The 17986-nt window shown below is 66.3% G+C and carries 2 protein-coding genes; both read left to right on the forward strand.

Features of this window, described 5'->3' with window-relative positions; genetic code table 11:
• Positions 1 to 76: 76 nt before the first annotated feature.
• Positions 77 to 11215: a non-ribosomal peptide synthetase/type I polyketide synthase gene (locus J3U87_RS31470; RefSeq protein WP_237379771.1), complete on the forward strand. Its 11139-nt coding sequence runs from the start codon at positions 77 to 79 to the stop codon at positions 11213 to 11215.
• Between the two features lie 68 nt (positions 11216 to 11283).
• Entirely contained in the window at positions 11284 to 17472 is a 6189-nt protein-coding gene (locus J3U87_RS31475) for a non-ribosomal peptide synthetase (RefSeq protein ID WP_237379772.1), read from the forward strand.
• The last annotated feature ends 514 nt before the right edge of the window (positions 17473 to 17986 follow it).

Raw genomic sequence — 17986 nt, forward strand, 5'->3', positions numbered from 1 at the left:
CGACCCGCACCGTCGCACGCCTCCCCCACGGCACCAATACCGCTGCGTCCAACGAAGCGATGAAAAGGATAGGCAAATGACGGATGTATCGAAGCGAATCGCGGAAATGTCTCCCGAACAGTTGGCGGCCTTCATGGAAAAGGTGGCCAGGCAGAAAAAAGTGAAGCGCGCGGATTCGGCCCTCGAATTCACGCCGCGCGCGGCCGGCCAAACCCGGTTCCCGCTGTCTTTCGAGCAGCAGCGCCTGTGGTTCCTGCACCAGCTCAACCCGAACGGCACGGCCTACAACATCGCCAACTACCTGCCGATGATGGGCGCGCCCGACCTGGACGCGATGCGCCGGGCATTGGACCTGGTCACCCGCCGGCACGAGATCCTGCGGACCACCTTCACGACCGTGGAGGGGGAAGCCTGCCAGGAGGTCCACGAACGCATGGCAATCGAGCTGCCGGTGCAGGATCTCTCGGACCTGTCCGAAACGGACATGCTTCGCCGCGGCGCCGACCTGGTGCTCGAGTTCGCCAGCCAGCCGTTCGACCTGGCGCGCGGCCCTCTGTTGCGCTCCTGCGTGATCGTGGGACCCGAGCGATTTTTCTGGGTGTTCACCTATCACCACATCGTCTCCGACTGGTGGTCGGCCCGCATTTTCTACGGCGAGGTCGTGGCCGCCTACGAAGCGTTTTGCGAAGGTCGCGACCCGGCGTTCGCCGACCTGGCCTGGCAGTACGCCGATTACGCGGCCGCCCAGCGCAGGCACCTCACGCCGCAGCGCCTGCAGAAGCACATCGACTACTGGCGCGATGCCCTGGGTGAGGAGCCGCCGGTGTTGTCGCTGCCGACGGACCGCCCGCGCACGGCCGAAAGCGTGAACAGCATCGCCGCCAAAGTGCGCAAGTCGCTGCCGAAATCCTTGGAAACGCGGGTTCGCTCCTTCGCCAAACGCGAGGGCGCCACGCTGTTCATGACGATGATGGCGGGACTCGACGCCCTGTTCCATCGCTACACCGGCCAGACCGACATCGTGATCGGCTCACCGACCGCCAACCGCGACCGCGCCGAGGTGCAGGATGTTTTGGGGCTGTTCGTCAACTCACTGATCTTCCACGCCAACCTGGACGGCGAACCCGGGTTCCGCGAGCTGCTGGCTCGGGTGAAGCGGAGCTGCCTGGAGGTCTACGCCCGTCAGGAAATGCCCTTCGACCAACTGGTCGCCAGCCTGGCCCCCAATCGCGATCTGAGCCGGAACCCGCTGTTCCAGGTCATGTTCACGGTGGAAACCGATTTCTCGATTTCCGATAAGGTCCAAGAGAAGAACAAGGTCACCAAGGACTTCGACACCGACGCCAAGTTCGACCTGATCGTTCAGGTCCACGAGTTGGCCGACCAGGTTCGCGTCGACTTCGAATACAACACGGGCCTGTTCGACACCAAGACGATGCACCGCTGGATGGATCACTACCTCCGGTTGCTGGACGCGGCGACGCGCGAGCCCGAAACCGCGATCGCGCGTTTGGACATGCTGGGTACGGCCGATCGAGATACCCTGCTGCGCTCGTGGAACGACACGGGGCGGCCTTTCCCGGCCGAGAAGCCGGTGCATGCCCTGTTCGCCGAGCGGGTGGCCCTCGACGGCGACGCGCCCGCGATGGTCTTCGATATTGCGAGCAGCACCCATCACTACAGCTACGCCGAACTCGACAACGCCGCCAATGTGCTGGCCCGTCGACTGACGGAGGCCGGTTTCGACGGTAAGGCGCCGATCGGGATCCTGGCGAAGGCCGGACCCGAATTCATCGCGGCCCAGTTGGCCGTGCTCAAAGCCGGCGGCGCCTACGTGCCCCTCGACCCCGAGTTCCCGCTGGAACGAATCCACTTCATGATCGAGGACACGGCCTGCCCCTTCGTCTTCACCGCGGACGCCCACCGTGACCAGATCGAGGGCACCGGGACGAGCGCCCTCCCGCTGACCTTGAACGACGCCGACTGGCGAACGTCCACCGGCTTCCAAAACGCCGAGAACGATGCCGAGTCCACGGCCTACATCATGTATACCTCGGGCTCCACTGGCCGCCCAAAGGGCGTGGTCATCTCTCACCGCGCCATCAACCGCCTGGTGTTCAACACCGATACCCTGGCGTTTCACCAGGGCGAGCGGGTCGCCCACCTCGCCAACGTGGCCTTCGACGCGACCACATACGAGATCTGGATGCCGCTGCTGCACGGCGGCGTGCTGGTGGGACTCGATCGCGACGAGATTCTCGACATCGACCGCTTCGTCGCACGTCTGGCGGCCCACCGCGTGGATCGCATGTTCATCACGACCGCCCTGTTCAACCGCATCGCCCGCGAACGGCCCGACGCCTTCGCCACGCTGAAGGCCGTCAAGTTCGGCGGCGAGGCCTGCGATCCCCACAGCATCCGCAAAGTCTTGGAGACGGCGCCGCCGGGGTCCCTGATCCACGCCTACGGACCCACCGAGTGCACTACCTTCTCCGTGATGCACCCCGTCACCTCGGTCGCGCCCGACGCCGAGACCGTGGCGATCGGCAGGCCCATCGCCAACACGACCTGCTACGTGCTCGATGCCCACATGCAACCGCAACCGATCGGCGCCGTCGGCGAGCTCTACATCGGCGGCCCCGGTTTGGCTCGGGGCTACCTGAACCGGCCCGAACTCACCGAAGCCGCGTTCGTCGCCAATCCCTTCGCGCCGGAGGACGCGGACGCGCGCCTGTACCGAACCGGTGACCTGGTGCGTTGGAACACCGACGGCGACCTGGTGTTCGTGGGTCGCGTCGACAACCAGGTGAAGATTCGCGGGTTCCGCATCGAACCGGACGAGGTCACCGCCCGCCTGCTGGAATGGGACCACATCGAAGAAGCGGTGGTCGTCGTGCGCCAGGACGGCGCCTCGGAGAAACGCCTGGTGGCCTACGTGGTGGCGGCGAGGGATGTCGACGTGGATCCCGCGATCCTGCGGCACCGATTGGCCAAGAGCCTGCCGGACTACATGATCCCCTCGGCGTTCGTCCTCATGGACGCGCTGCCGCTGGGCGCCACGGGCAAGATCGACCGGCGGGCATTGCCAGCTCCCGACGCGGAGGACCTGGCCCGCGCCGCCCAGCGCACGTCCGCCCGCGACGACAGCGAACGCCTCGCCTGCTCGCTGTTCGCCGAAATGCTGGACATCGAAACGGTCGGCATCGAGGAGAACTTCTTCGCCCTGGGCGGCCACTCGCTGCTGGCCACGCGCCTGATCTCGCAGCTTCGCGAACGCCTCGGCGTGGAGATCCCGTTGCGCGATTTCTTCTACAAGCCGACCCCGAAGGCGCTGGCCGAGCGCTTGGCCCAACAGGCCGATGCCACCACGGCACCGCCTCTGGTACCCGTCACGCGCCACGAGGCGATGCCGCTTTCGTTCGCCCAGCAGCGCCTGTGGTTCCTCGATCGATTGGAACCGGGCAGCAACGCCTACAACATGGCCGAGACGATGCACTTCCACGAGGAGATCGACGTGTCGGCCCTCGAGCGCGCCTTCCAGCGGCTGGTGGATCGCCACGAATCGCTGCGCACCCGTTTCGAAAACCGCGACGGCGAGCCGGTTCAGATCATTCGCGATACCCTGGCCTTCTCGCTGCCGTTCAGCGATTTCAGCGAGGTGGCCCCCGATGAACGCGACGCCCAAGTCGGCGAACTGTTGAACGAGGAAGGCCGGGCGGCCTTCGATCTCGCCGAGGGCCCCCTGTTGAAGGCCCGCCTGTACAAGTTCGCCGAGGCCGAATACCTGCTGTTCGTGAACATGCACCACATCATCTCCGACGGCTGGTCGATGCGCATCTTCACGCGTGAACTGTTCGCCTTCTATCGCGCCGAGTGTGAAGGCGACGAACCCCAACTGGCCGATTTGCCGGTGCAGTACGCCGACTACGCCGATTGGCAGCGCCGCTTCCTCAGTGGGGCCAATCTGGAACGCCAGATGACCTACTGGACCGAGCGCCTGAGCGGCGAGCTGCCGATTCTGGAGCTGCCGACGGATCGCCCTCGACCGGCGACCCAACGCTTCGAGGGCGCCATGCTCTCGCGGCAGGTCCCAGGCGAGTTGGCCCAGGCGTTGGCACGCTTGAGCCGCGAAGCAGACGTCACCATGTTCATGACGCTGCTGACGGCTTTCTACAGCCTGCTCTACCGCTACACCGGCCAAGAAGACCTGATCGTCGGTTCGCCGATCGCCAACCGCAATCGCGCCGAGACGGAACACATCATCGGCTTCTTCGTCAACAGCCTGGTCCTGCGCACCAGCCTGGCCGGCGCCCCCAACTTCCGCGAACTGCTGCAGCGCGTGCGCGACACGACGCTTGGCGCCTTCGACCACCAGGACGTGCCCTTCGAAATGCTGGTCGACCGACTTCAGACCGAGCGCGATCTCAGTCGGAACCCGCTGTTCCAAGTCCTGTTCGACTTCCACACCGATCTCGACGGTTCGGCAGCGAGCCCGACCGACGGGAACGCCCGCTTCGAAGTGGAAATCGATTCGGCCATCTGCGATCTCAGCCTGAGCGTGTTCGAGACCGGCGACGGCCTCCTGCTCGGTGCCCAATACGGCACCGCCCTGTTCGACCGTGCCACCATCGAGGATCTGCTGGATCACTTCGTCACCCTGCTGACCCACATCGTCGCGACCCCCGAGTGCCCCGTCAACGCGCTTTCCATGCTCGACGAAGCCTCGGTTCAGCGGCTCCGCGACGGCTGGAACGACACGGCCAAGGCCTATCCCGCCGACACACCGGTCAGCCGCCTGTTCGAGGCCCGCGCCGCGCGCACCCCCGACGCGGTGGCGTTGGTGATGGACGAAGCGCACATGACCTACGCCCAGCTCAACGGACGCGCCAACCGCATCGCGCGCCGCCTGCTCGAGTTGGGCGCTGCGCCGGAGACGACGGTCGCGATCTACCTGGACACCGGCTTCGACGCCATCTGCGCGGTTTGGGGCGTCCTGAAATCCGGCGCGCGGTATCTGCCCCTGGATCCCGACTACCCCGTCGATCGGCTCCAGTTCATGATCGCCGACGGCGACGTGAAACTGCTGATCAGCGACCGCGCCTTGGCCGAAAAGCTGCCCCACGAATTGCCGCAACTGCTGCTCGACCGCGACGAACTACCTTCCGACGAGACCGATCTCGATCTCACTCCGGCCGCCGCCGATGCCGCCTACATCATCTACACCTCGGGCTCGACGAGCCGCCCCAAGGGCGTCGTCATCGAACACGGCGCCCTGACCAACTACGCCACCGACGCCGTCGACGGCCTGCACCTGAGCGAAGCGGATCGCGTGCTTCAGTTCGCCTCGCTGAGCTTCGATGTGACGGTCGAGGAGATCTTCCCCACCCTGCTGGCCGGCGCCGCGCTGGTGTTGGTCGAGGATCTGAAAACCCTCGACTACGCCGGCTTCAACGAGCTGATCGAGCGGCACGGGATCACCGGCTTCGAACTGCCGACCCACTACTGGTCGGAGTGGATGGCCACCCTGGAAAGCGAGGGTATGGACCTGCCGGCCAGCCTGCGCTACTGCATCATCGGCACCGAGCGGGTCAAGCCGGAACGCCTGGCGATCTGGGCCGCCTTCGACCGCCAATTGTTCCATGTCTACGGCCTGACCGAGGCCACGGTCACCTCGCTGGTCTACCCGTTCCGCGATCCCCAGGCCACCTTCGGCGAGCACTTCAACCTGCCGATCGGCGTGCCCCAGGCCAACACCCAGGCCTACGTGCTCGATCGCGACGGCCAGCTCCTGCCGCCCGGCATCCCCGGCGAGCTGTACATCGGCGGCGACAGCCTGGCCCGCGAGTACTACAAGCGACCGGAACTGACCGCCGAACGCTTCGTGGCCAACCCCTTCGACGGCGGTACCACCCGCCTGTACCGCACCGGCGACCTGGTGCGCCGCCTGCGCGACGGGAACCTGGAGTTCCTGGGCCGCATGGACCACCAATTGAAGATCCGCGGGTTCCGCATCGAGCCGGCGGAAATCGAGGCGGCGTTGATGCGGCACGAGGCGGTCGCCGAAACGGTCGTGGTCGCCCGGCCCGACAAAGCCGGCAACAAGCGCCTGGTGGCCTACATCGCGCCGCCCGAGGGTCAGTCGGCGGCCACCGTTTCGGCCCTGCGCGGCTTACTGGCCGAGCACCTTCCCGAACACATGATCCCCGAGGCCTTCGTCACCATGGACAAACTGCCGGTGACGGCCAACGGCAAGCTGGATCGCCGCAACCTGCCGGAACCCGAGGGCGACCGCCCGCACCTGACGGCCGAGTACCTGGCGCCCACCAGCGGGTTGGAGCGCAACATCGCTTCGGTCTGGCGCCAGGTGTTGGATGTCGAGGAAATCGGCGTGCACGACAATTTCTTCGAACTGGGCGGCAACTCGATGCTGATCGTCCAGGTCCACGCCCGCCTGCGCAAGGCGATCGACCGGGAGATCACGCTGCTCGAGCTGTTCAACTCGCCCACGGTCGCCAAGCTGGCCGAGTTCTACAGCAACCAGGCCGGGCGCGAGGCCGCCGACAAGGCGATGGCCTTCACCACCGCGGCCGACGTCTACGAGGACACCCACGTGGCCGTGATCGGCATGGCCGGGCGCTTCACCGGTTCCCACAGCCTGGAGCACTTCTGGCAGAACGTGCTCGACGGCAAGGAAACGATCAAGGTCTTCTCGGATGAAGAGCTGGTGGCGGCCGGTCTGGACCCCGCGATCATCGCGCGCCCCGACTTCATTCCCGCCAAAGGCGTGCTGGACGGGGCCGACCAGTTCGACGCCGGCCTGTTCGGCATCCCGCCGCGCGAAGCCGAGCTGCTCGATCCCCAGCACCGCATCTTCCTGGAACACGCCTGGATGGCGCTGGAACGGGCGGGCTACGATCCCGAACAGTTCGAGGGCACCATCGGCGTCTACGCCGGCGCCAGCCCCAACTACTACTATCGCGAGAACCTGCTGCACAACCCCGCCCTGGCCGCGATGGACATGTTCAAGATCGAGTTCGGCAACTACTCCGACTTCCTCCCGGAGCGCACCTCCTTCCTACTCAACCTGCGCGGGCCAAGCGTCAACATCCAGAGCGCCTGCTCCACCTCGCTGACGGCCGTGGCCGAGGGCTATCACGGCGTGCTGACCGGTCAGTGCGACATGGCGCTGGCCGGCGGCGTGACGGTGTTGTTCCCGCAAACCAGCGGCTACTTCTACCACGAGGCCGGCATCTGGTCGGCGGACGGCCACGTGCGCTCCTTCGACGAAAAGGCCACCGGTCTGGTGGTTGGTGAAGGGGTCGGCATCGCGGTCCTGAAACGCCTCGACCGGGCCCTTGCCGACGGCGACAACGTCTACGCGGTCGTACGTGGCGCGGCCATCAAGAACGAGGGCAGCGCCAAGGTCGGCTTCGCCGCACCGGGTGTGGAAGGCCAGTACCAAATGGTGCGCCACGCCCTGGAGATGGCACGCGTCGATCCGCGCGACATCGAGATGGTCGAGGCCCACGGCTCGGCCACCAAACTGGGCGACCCGGCCGAGGTCGGCGGCCTGACCCGCGCCTATCGCTGTTACACCGAAGACCGCCAGTTCTGCGCGCTCGGTTCGGTCAAATCCAACATCGGTCACGCCGACATCGCCGCGGGCGTGGCCGGCTTCCTCAAGACCACGCTGAGCCTGCACCACGAAGTGATTCCGGCGAGCCTGCACTACACCACGCCCAACCCGGGCCTGGAGCTGGACAAGAGCCCTTTCTTCGTGCCGACGGAAAACCACCCCTGGCCACGGCGTACCGACAAGCCGCGCATCGCGGGCGTCAGTTCGCTAGGCGTCGGCGGCACCAACACGCACATGATCCTCCAGGAGGCGCCGCCGGTCCCAGACTCCGACGCACACGCGGGCGACCAGGTGCTGGTGCTTTCGGCCCGGACGCCCACCGCGCTGGACAAGATCGCCGCCAACCTCGCCGATTGGCTGGAAACCCATCCCGATGCGAACCTGGCCGACGTGGCCTTCACCCTCCAGGTGGGCCGTCGCGCCCTGGGCTGCCGCCGCAGCCTGGTCTGTGCCGACGTAGTCGACGCGATCGCCGCCCTGCGCGGCCGCAACAAACGCCGCGTGTTCGCGGGCCAATTGGCACCGCGCCAGTTGAACGCCAGCCCCAAGGTCGTATTCATGTTCTCCGGGCAGGGTGCCCAGTATCCCAACATGGGGCGCGGTCTCTACGATCACCTGCCGGTCTATCGGGAGACGGTCGACCGGTGTCTCGAGCACCTGCGCGATCTGCTCGACGTCGACCCCCGCCCCCTGCTGTTCCCCGAGGCCCACCAGGAGGCGACCGCCGCCGAAGCGCTCAACCAAACCAAGTACACCCAGCCGCTGCTGTTCGCCACGGCCTACGCCATGGCCCAGCAGTGGCTGGCCTGGGGCGTTCAGCCGGATGAAATGATCGGCCACAGCATGGGCGAGTACGTGGCCGCCACGCTGGCGGGCGTCATGACACCGGCCGAGGCGCTGACCTTGACGGTGGCGCGCGGCCGGCTGACCCAGAGCCTGCCCGACGGCGCCATGACCTCGGTCTCCATGGGCGAGCGGGACCTGCTGCCGCTGTTGGGCGAGGACATCTCCATCGCGGCCGTCAACAGTCCCCACAACTGCGTGGTCTCGGGCGCGCCCGAAGCCGTGGCCGCCCTGGAAGCCCTGCTGGACGACCAGTTCACCGACTACCGGCGCCTGCGCATCTCCAACGCCTTCCATTCGGTGACCATGCAGCCGGTTCGCGAGGCCTTCATCGCCGAAGTCGCCAAGGTGGACCTGAAAGCGCCGCGCCTGCCCTACATGTCCAACCTGACCGGCACGCGCATCACCGCCCGGCAGGCCACCAGCCCCGAGTACTGGGCCGACCAGATGATGAGCCCGGTGCGTTTCGCCCAAGGCATCGGCGAAGTGCTGGCCGGCGGCCCGGTCTGCCTGCTGGAGGTCGGCCCCGGCCGCACCCTGGCCACGCTCACCCGCCAGCAGATGGATCGCAAGAACCCGCCGACCCTGCTCACCAGCATCCGCCATCCGCGCGAAGAGCAGGCGGACCTGAACTTCCTGCTGAGCACCCTCGGTCGCCTGTGGCTTGCGGGCCTGAAACCCCGGTGGGCGCAAGTGCACGCCGGTACCCGACGCCGCCGCGTGGTGCTGCCGACCTATCCCTTCGAACGCGCCAAGTACTTCGTCGATCCGCCCGATTGGCAGGCGCTCGAGGCGGAGCACGCCCCCAAACCGGAGCTGTTCAAGAACCCCGACATCAGCCAGTGGTTCTACATTCCGTCGTGGTGCCGCACGGCCCACGCGCCGCGCCTGACCCTGGCCGACCCGCCCCAGCGCTGGCTTTTGTTCCTGGATCACCTGGGCTTGGCCAGCCGCATGGCCACCGCACTGGAGAAACAGGGCCACGAGGTCATCGTGGTTCGGGCGGGGTCGGGATTCGCCGAGACGGCCCACAACGCCTACACCCTCGACGTGCGCCGCGCCGAAGACTACGCCGTCCTGTTCGAAGAGCTGGCCGAGACCGACCGCTGCCCCGACCAGATCGTGCTGGCCTGGAGCCTCGGTGATCCCGAGCGCGATCAGCCCATGGAGACGCGCTTCGCCCAGGCCCAGAATCGCGGCCTCTTCGCCCTGCTGCACATCGCCAAGGCGCTGGACGCCCTGAACGACGAACGGGCGGCGCGGTTGACGGTCCTGACCAACAACGTCCACCAGGTGACCGGCAAGGAAGCGCTGGCCGCGGAGCAGGCGACCGTCATCGGCTTCAGTCGCGTCTTTCCCCAGGAGTACGGCCGTTTCTGCCGCTGCATCGACATCACGCTTCCCGAGAAACCGGCGCGGGCCGATCACCTGGCCCGCCGTCTGGTGGCCGACTGCGCCTTCCCCGGCGAGGACACCGTCATCGCCTACCGCGGCGCCTACCGCTACGTGGAACACTACGAGCGCGTGCGGCTGGGCAAGAGCCAGGAGCAGCGAACGCGGCTCCGCCAAGGTGGCGTCTACCTGATGACGGGCGGGCTCGGCTACCTGGGTTTCGAGCTCGGCATGCAGCTCCACCAACGCTACGGGGCCAAGCTGGCCCTGGTGGGTCATCGCCCGCTGCCGCCGCGCGAGACATGGGATCGCTACTTGGCCGAGCACGACCCCGAGAACGACAAAACCGCTTGGAAAATCAAGTGGATGCGCCGACTCGAAGCCGCCGGTGCCGAGGTCCTCGAACTGGCCGCGGATGCCGCCGACAAGACGCAGATGGCGCATGCGATCGCCAAGACCCAGGAACGCTTCGGCGCGCTGCACGGCATCTTCCACGCGGCGGGCATCACCGACGAGCGCCACTACCACCCGATCAAGGAAACCGATCTCGAGAACCTGGCCTTCCAATTCGCGCCCAAGGTGCAGGGCCTGCTGGTGCTCGAAGAGCTGAGCCGCGATCTGGCGCTGGACTTCGTGCTCAATTTCTCCTCGATCGCGGCCCTGTTGGGCGGCCTCGGCTTCGTGGGCTACAGCGCGGCCAACAACTTCCTCGACGCCTACACCCACCTCCTCAACAAACGCGACCGCACGACCCATTGGCTCAGCGTCAACTGGGACGGCTGGTTGCTGGAGGACCTGGAGGAAGCGGCTCGCGAATCGCAACCGGATTCGCTGCTGGCCCTGGCGCAAACCCTGCCGGAGGGCATGAGCGTGACCGCACGCCTGCTGGCGCGACCCGACCTGGGCCAGGTCGCCATGTCCTCGGGCAAGCTCGACCTGCGCATCGACAAATGGGTCAAGCTGAAGTCGCTCCAGAAGGCCGAGGAACCGCGATCCGAGGAACCGCGAAGTGACGCGTCGTCGAGCGGTGCGGCCCACGCCCGCCCCGATCTCTCCAACGCCTACGAGGAACCCTCCAACGAGGTCGAGTCCGTCATCGCCGGGGTCTGGCAGGACCTGCTCGGCGTCGATCGCGTCGGCGTTCACGACAACTTCTTCGAGCTCGGCGGTGATTCGCTGCTGTCGGTCCACCTCTCGACCCGGCTGAACAAGGCCCTGGGCGTCGAGATGACCGGCGGCAGCCTGCTCGCGCTGCAAACGGTGGCCGAGCAGGCCGAGGCGATCTTGACCCGGCTCGTGGAAGAAACGGACGACGAGATGCTCTCCGAGATTTTCGAACAGTAACCGCTCCCGAACCCGTTCGGCGGCCACGTGCGGCCGTCGACCACACTTTGCTTTTGAGGATGTCGCTCATGTCCAAAGAGAAAACCGATGCGTTGAAAAACCTGTCGCTGGAGCAATTGACCGCGTTGCGCAGCAAGTTGCAGGCACGAAAGAAGGCCAAAAAGAGCGGAGAGCCCAAAACCCTTCGCCTGCGCCGATTGCCGCGTGATCAACGCGGATACCCGCTTTCCTTCGCCCAGGAGAGCCTGTGGTTCCTGCACCAGGTCGACCCCGAGCGCGTCGATTTCAACCTGTTCACCAGTTTCGAAATCGGAGATGCCTTCGACCGCGGCGTCTTCCACCGCGCGCTGACCACGGTGGTGGCGCGTCACGAAACGCTGCGCACCACGTTTTCGATGGAGGGCGAACAGGCGGTTCAGGTGATCGGCGAGGCCCGCGTGGCGGAAACGCCGCTGCTCGACGTCACCGGCGCGGACGCACCACCGATGGCGGATTGGATCCAGGCGCAGATGATGACGCCCTTCGACCTCGAGACGGGCCCGCTCTTCCGATTCTACGCGGTCAAGGAACGCGACGACCTCTACCTGCTGTACTGCTTCTTCCACCACACCATCACCGATCTGTTCTCGATGGAGATTTTCAGCCGCGAGCTGACCGAGTGCTACGACGCGATCACCGGGGGACGGTCGCCGCGCCTGCCCGATCTGCCGTTCCAGTACCTGGACTTCGCGCATTACCAGCGCCTGCGCCTGCAGGGCGACGAGCTGAACCGGCTGCGCGGCTATTGGCGCAACAAGCTGGGCATCCGGCCCGAACCGCTGGACCTGCGGCTGGACCAGCCGAGACCGCCCCGCACCGATGTCCGCGCCGCCCGCGAAACCTGGATGCTCGACCCCGCGCTGTTCGCCAGCCTGCGGTCCCTGGCCGCGCGCAGCGGTGCGACGCTGCCCATGCTGCTGTTGACCTCGCTGGCCATCACCCTCGCCCACTACAGCGACCGGCAGCGGGTCCTGATCGGCACCACCAACGCCAATCGCGACCTGGAGGCGGTTCAGGGCATCATCGGCTATTTCGTCAACGTGCTGGTCTACGCCATCGATCTGGAAGGCTGCGGCAGCCTGCGCGCGGCACTGGCGCGGGTCAAGGAAACCTGTCTGGGCGCCTACGAACACCAGGCCCTGCCCTTCGCCGAATTGGTCCATCTCTTGGAATTGGAGCAGGGCTCGCAGCGAAACGAGCTGACCCGCGCGATGTTCAACTACATGCCCTACCTGGGGAACGGCGAGGAGGCCGAGATCACCTCGGAAGCGCTGGAAGACGCGCCCGCCGAAAGCGAAGCGGAGGCCTTCGACTACCTGACCTCCTCCTACGAGATCGCCGTGATGGTGCAGGAATGGCCCGACACGCTGTGCGTGGACGTGGAATACCAAACTGCGATCTTCGAACCCGAGACGATTCGAGCGATGCTGAGCCTGTTCCGGAAATTGGTGGTCACCCTGAGCGAAGACCTGGATCGCGGCTACGCGGATCTACTGCCGTCCTTGCCGCCACGAACCACGGCAACACCGGCCCCGGCCGAGACCGCGCCTACCGGCAACCTGCAGTGGTGGGACCGCGAGCAGCCGCAGCGACTCGAGGGGCCGGCCCTCGCCCGGGCGGTCCAGGTGCTGCGCGACGATTTGGCGGACCGAGAGGCCGAGGTCGCCGGGGCCATGTCGGTTTCGGCCGAGTTGCTGGTGGCCTACGAAGCGACACGCGCCGCGGGGCGGACATTGACCCTGCTCGATCCCCGCCTGCCCCTGCCCGTGCTGGCGGAACGCTTGGAAGCGGCCGGCGTGGGATTGGTCCTGGTGCGCCGCGGTGAGCAGGTCACCCTACCGGAGGGCACGGCCACCCTGGAACTCGCGGCGTCCGACTGGCTCGACCGCTCGCACAAGGCGGAGGTGGTCGCGGCGAAAGCGGTGGCCTACGTGGAACCGGTCGGCGACGACGAGCGCCGATTGGCGGCCTGGTGGGCCGACGTGCTCGGCCTGAAGGGGCGCAAGATCGGTCGCGACCACGACTTCTTCACCCTGGGTGGACACTCGATCCTAGCCACGCAGATCTGTGCCCGCATCCGACTGCACTGCGGCGTCTCGTTGCCGTTGAGCGACTTTTTCACCAACACCAAACTTCGTGACATGGCCGCCTGCATCGAAGGCCTGCGCGAAGACGCCAACGAGGCGGCCGCCCTGCCCGTCCTCGATCGCGCCGAGGGCCTGGGCCCTTGGCCGCTCTCGTTCGCGCAACAGCGCCTCTGGTTTCTCGATCGCCTCGAGCCGGGAAGCCCTCGCTACAACATGCCCGAAACCGTGTCCCTGGCCGCCGACACGGACCTCCAGGCCCTGGAAGCCGCGCTCGGCGACCTGGTCGCGCGCCAGTCATCCCTGCGCACCCGGTTCGGCCAGCGTGACGGCCAACCGGTGCAGATCATCGATCCCCCGCGCGCCATGGCGCTGCCCCGAGAAGACCTGAGCGACCTCCCCCCCGAACAGCGCGGTCCCACGCTCCAGAAGCGGATCGACGCCTTCGCGCAGCAACCGTTCGATCTGGAGAAGGGTCCGCTGTTCCGCACCAAACTGATACTCGGCGACGAAGACCACCTGTTGTTGATCAACATGCACCACATCATCAGCGACGGTTGGTCCCAGGAGATCTTCAACCGTGAACTGGCGGCCCTGTACGAATCGCGGTTGATCGATCGCGCCCCGAACCTGCCGGCGCTGCCCGTCGCCTACCACGATTTCGCTCAATGGCAGCGGCGTTGCCTGAGCGGCGGGGCGCTGGAGCGGCGACTGGCTTTCTGGACCGTGGAACTGGGCGGCGAACTGCCCATCCTCCAGATGCCGTTGGACCGCCCGCGCCCCGCCATTCAGAGCTACAACGGCGCGATCAAGCCCTTCGAGATGCCGGCGGAGGTGCGGCGCGCCCTGCTCGACATGGGTGAACGCGCCGACGCGACGCCCTTCATGACCCTGCTGGCCGTGTTCTTCGTGCTGCTCCACCGCTACAGCGCCCAGACCGACATCATCGTCGGCAGCCCGGTGGCCGGCCGCGATCACGGCGGCTTGGAGCACCTGATCGGCTTCTTCGTCAACACGCTGGTGCTGCGGCTGGACCTCGACGGCCAGCCCAGCTTCAGCGAGGTTCTGGATCGGGTGCGCACCACGGCCTTGGCCGCTTTCGACCACAGCGACGTGCCCTTCGAGATGCTGGTCGACAAGCTCGAAGTGGACCGCGACCTGAGCCGCAACCCGGTCTTCCAGGTGGTGTTCAACCACCAACGCGGGCAGGCCGAGGAACTGGCTGTAGAGGGCCCCGAGGCCAACTACACCATCGCCAAGTTCGACCTGACCCTGCACGTGCGCGAAACGCCCGACGGCATTCACGGCGGGCTGGAATACAACACGGACCTCTTCGACGAAACGACCGCGGCCCAGCTCATCGATCACTATCTGTTCCTGTGCCGCGCGGTCGTCGAACAGCCAGGGGCGATGATCGGCCGACTCCCCATGATGGGCACGGTCGACTGCGAGCGGGCCCTGCAGGTCATCCACGACCAGGTCCGCACCTTCCCCCAAGAGGAATCCCTGATCGCTCGCTTCCAAGCTTCAGTGGCGCGCTTCGCCGACCAGCCCGCCTTGATCTGGCAGCCGCCGAAGACACGCGAACGGCTCGCCGGTCCGCGCCGCGAAATGACCTACGGAGCTTTGGACCGGGCGTCCAACCGCCTGGCCCACGCCCTGTTGGCGAACGGCGTACGGCGCGGTGACCTGATTGCCATCAACCTGCCGCGCGGCCTGGACATGGTCGTCGCACTGCTGGCCGTACTCAAGGCGGGCGGCGTCTACCTGTACCTCGATCCGGCCTATCCGGAAGAACGGAAACGCCTGCTGCTGGAGGACGCCGCGCCGCGTGTGCTGATCGGCGACGGCACCGGCATGGGCGACATCCGCGTGGTTGCGGTCGACGACCGATCTTTGTCCACCATGCCCGAAACACCACCCGATGTCGCGCTGAGCCCCGATGACGGCTGCTACGTCATCTACACTTCGGGCTCGACCGGCAAACCCAAGGGCTGCCGTATCCTGCACCGCCACGTGGGTCGCCTGTTCGACGCAACCCAACACTGGTTCGGCTTCGACGCGCGCGACACCTGGACCCTGTTCCACTCGCTGGCGTTCGACTTTTCGGTGTGGGAACTGTGGGGCGCCCTGCTGTACGGCGGACGCCTGGTGGTCGTGTCCTACGAGGACAGCCGCGCACCGGCCGCGATGCTCGACCTGCTGCAACGCGAACGGGTGACCGTTCTGAACCAGACGCCCTCCGCCTTTCGCCAACTGGCCGGCGAGGAGGCCCGCAACCGCCGCGAGGATCTGGCTCTGCGCTACGTCATCTTCGGCGGCGAAGCGCTGGACCTACCCGGCCTGCGGCCCTGGTTCGAGCGCCACGGCGACGCGAAGCCGCGCCTGGTCAACATGTACGGCATCACCGAAACCACGGTGCACGTCACCTACCGCCCGATCGGCCTCGAAGACACCGTGGCGGGGACCGGCAGCCTGATCGGCACGGCGATTCCCGACCTGTCCCTCTACCTGCTCGACGAAAACCTGGCCCTGCTGCCGGCCGGCGTGCCAGGCGAGCTGTACGTGGGTGGGGCGGGTGTCACCGGAGCCTACCTGAACCGACCCGAGCTCAGCGCCGCGCGTTTCCTCGACCATCCCTACGCCGGTACCGGCAAGCTCTACCGCACGGGCGACCGGGCCCGGCGGCTGCACCACGGCGAACTGGAGTTCCTGGGCCGGGTCGACGGCCAGATCAAGCTGCGCGGATTCCGCATCGAGACCGGCGAGATCGAGGCCGCCATCGCCAGGCATCCCCAGGTGGCCGAATGCGCCGTGCTGCTCATCGGTTCCGGCGACAACGCCTACCTGGCCGCCTACTACACCCAGACCGAAGCGGACCGCGACCGGGCGGTGCTGGACCTGCGCGCCTTCCTGGGTCCGCACTTGCCGGCCTACATGGTGCCGGCCCGCTTCGTGCGGCTCGAGCGCCTGCCGCTGACCGTGCACGGCAAGCTCGACCGGCGCGCCCTGCCGAAACCGGTCGACGAGTTGCTCAGCGAGGACACCGGTTTCGCCGAACCGCGCGACAGCCTGGAATTCGAGTTGATCCAAATCCTCCAAAACATCGTCGACCATCGCCCCATCGGCGTGCACGACAACTTCTTCCGCGTCGGCGGGAACTCGCTGCTGGCGGTCAAACTGATGAACGAGATCGAGCGTCGCTACGACCGCCGCCTGCCCCTGACCATGCTCTACACCGAGGGTTCGGTGGCCCACATCGCCGCCATCCTGCGCGGCGACCGCATGCTCAAGAAGACCGATGCCCTGGTGACCCTGCGCGGCAGTGGCTCCCGGGTGCCCATGTTCTGGATTCACCCCACCGGCGGCAACGTCTTCTGCTACATCGAGCTGGCCCACCGGCTGGGCGACGACCAGCCGTTCTACGGCATCCAGTCGCCCTCGCTGGACGGCACCATCGAAACCTTCGGCAGCAACGAGGCGACGGCCACCCACTACATCGAGCGGATCCGCAGTGTGCAGGCCTGCGGACCCTACCGCATCGGCGGATGGTCCTCGGGCGGGGTGCTGGCCTACGAGATCGCCCGCCAATTGCACGAGATCGGCGAGCGCGTCGAGATGCTGATGATGTTGGACACCACGGCACCCCAGGCCCACCTGCCGTTGGAGGACTGGGAGGTCACGACCTCCTTCCTGATCGACTACTACCGCGGCGACCTGCAGCTCGATCCGCGCCGCCTCAAGAAACGCAGCTTCCGCGAGAACGTGCGCGAAATCAGCGAGATGGCGGCGGCGAAGGGGCGCTACGTCAACACCAATCTACCGCAGTTGGCGCAACTCTTCGAGGTCTTCACGAGGGACATCCGTTCCTTCGAGACCTACGACATCAAGCCCTTCGACCAGACGATCGAGCTGATGATCGCCCGCGACTCCGAGGAATCCAAGCGCGACCCCAACCTGGGTTGGACCGAGTTCCTGCCGGAGGAGCGAATCGCGACGACGATCGTGCCGGGCGATCACTTCAGCGTGCTGAAACCGCCCTTGCTCGAGAACCTGGTCGAGACCATCCTGCGGCTGCGGGACACGGCCGACGCACGCCGCGCCCAGCGAGCGGAGGCGCCCGCTGCCCCGTAGCCCCACCGCCGAAGTCCCCGCATTCAGTTAGATACGTCGTAGCAGTAGGTTGGCCTGCTAGGCCGACACTCGAAGCGATCCATCAAACCCAACAACCCAACCCCAAGATCGAACCCATTCCACCCAAACGCCCATGCCGAAGCATCAATCTCCAAAGTCCCCGCATTCAGTTAGATACGTCGTGGCAGTAGGTTGGCCTGCTAGGCCGACACTCGAAGCGATCCATCAAACCCAACAACCCAACCCCAAGATCGAACCCATTCCACCCAAACGCCCATGCCGAAGCATCAATCCCCAAGGTCCCCGCATTCAGTTAGATACGTCGTGGCAGTAGGTTGGCCTGCTAGGCCGACACTCGAAGCGATCCATCAAACCCAACAACCCAAGCTACAGAGCGCACTCATCCCCCCAAACACCCACCTCGAAGCCGCTTTCTCCACTTCCCAGTATTCCCCAAAAAGGGTTGAGCAGGCTGCTCAACCTACAGGCTTTCCGTCACTTTTCGCAATTCGGG

The organism is Sulfidibacter corallicola (assembly GCF_017498545.1).
Classification (GTDB): Bacteria; Acidobacteriota; Holophagae; order Acanthopleuribacterales; family Acanthopleuribacteraceae; genus Sulfidibacter; species Sulfidibacter corallicola.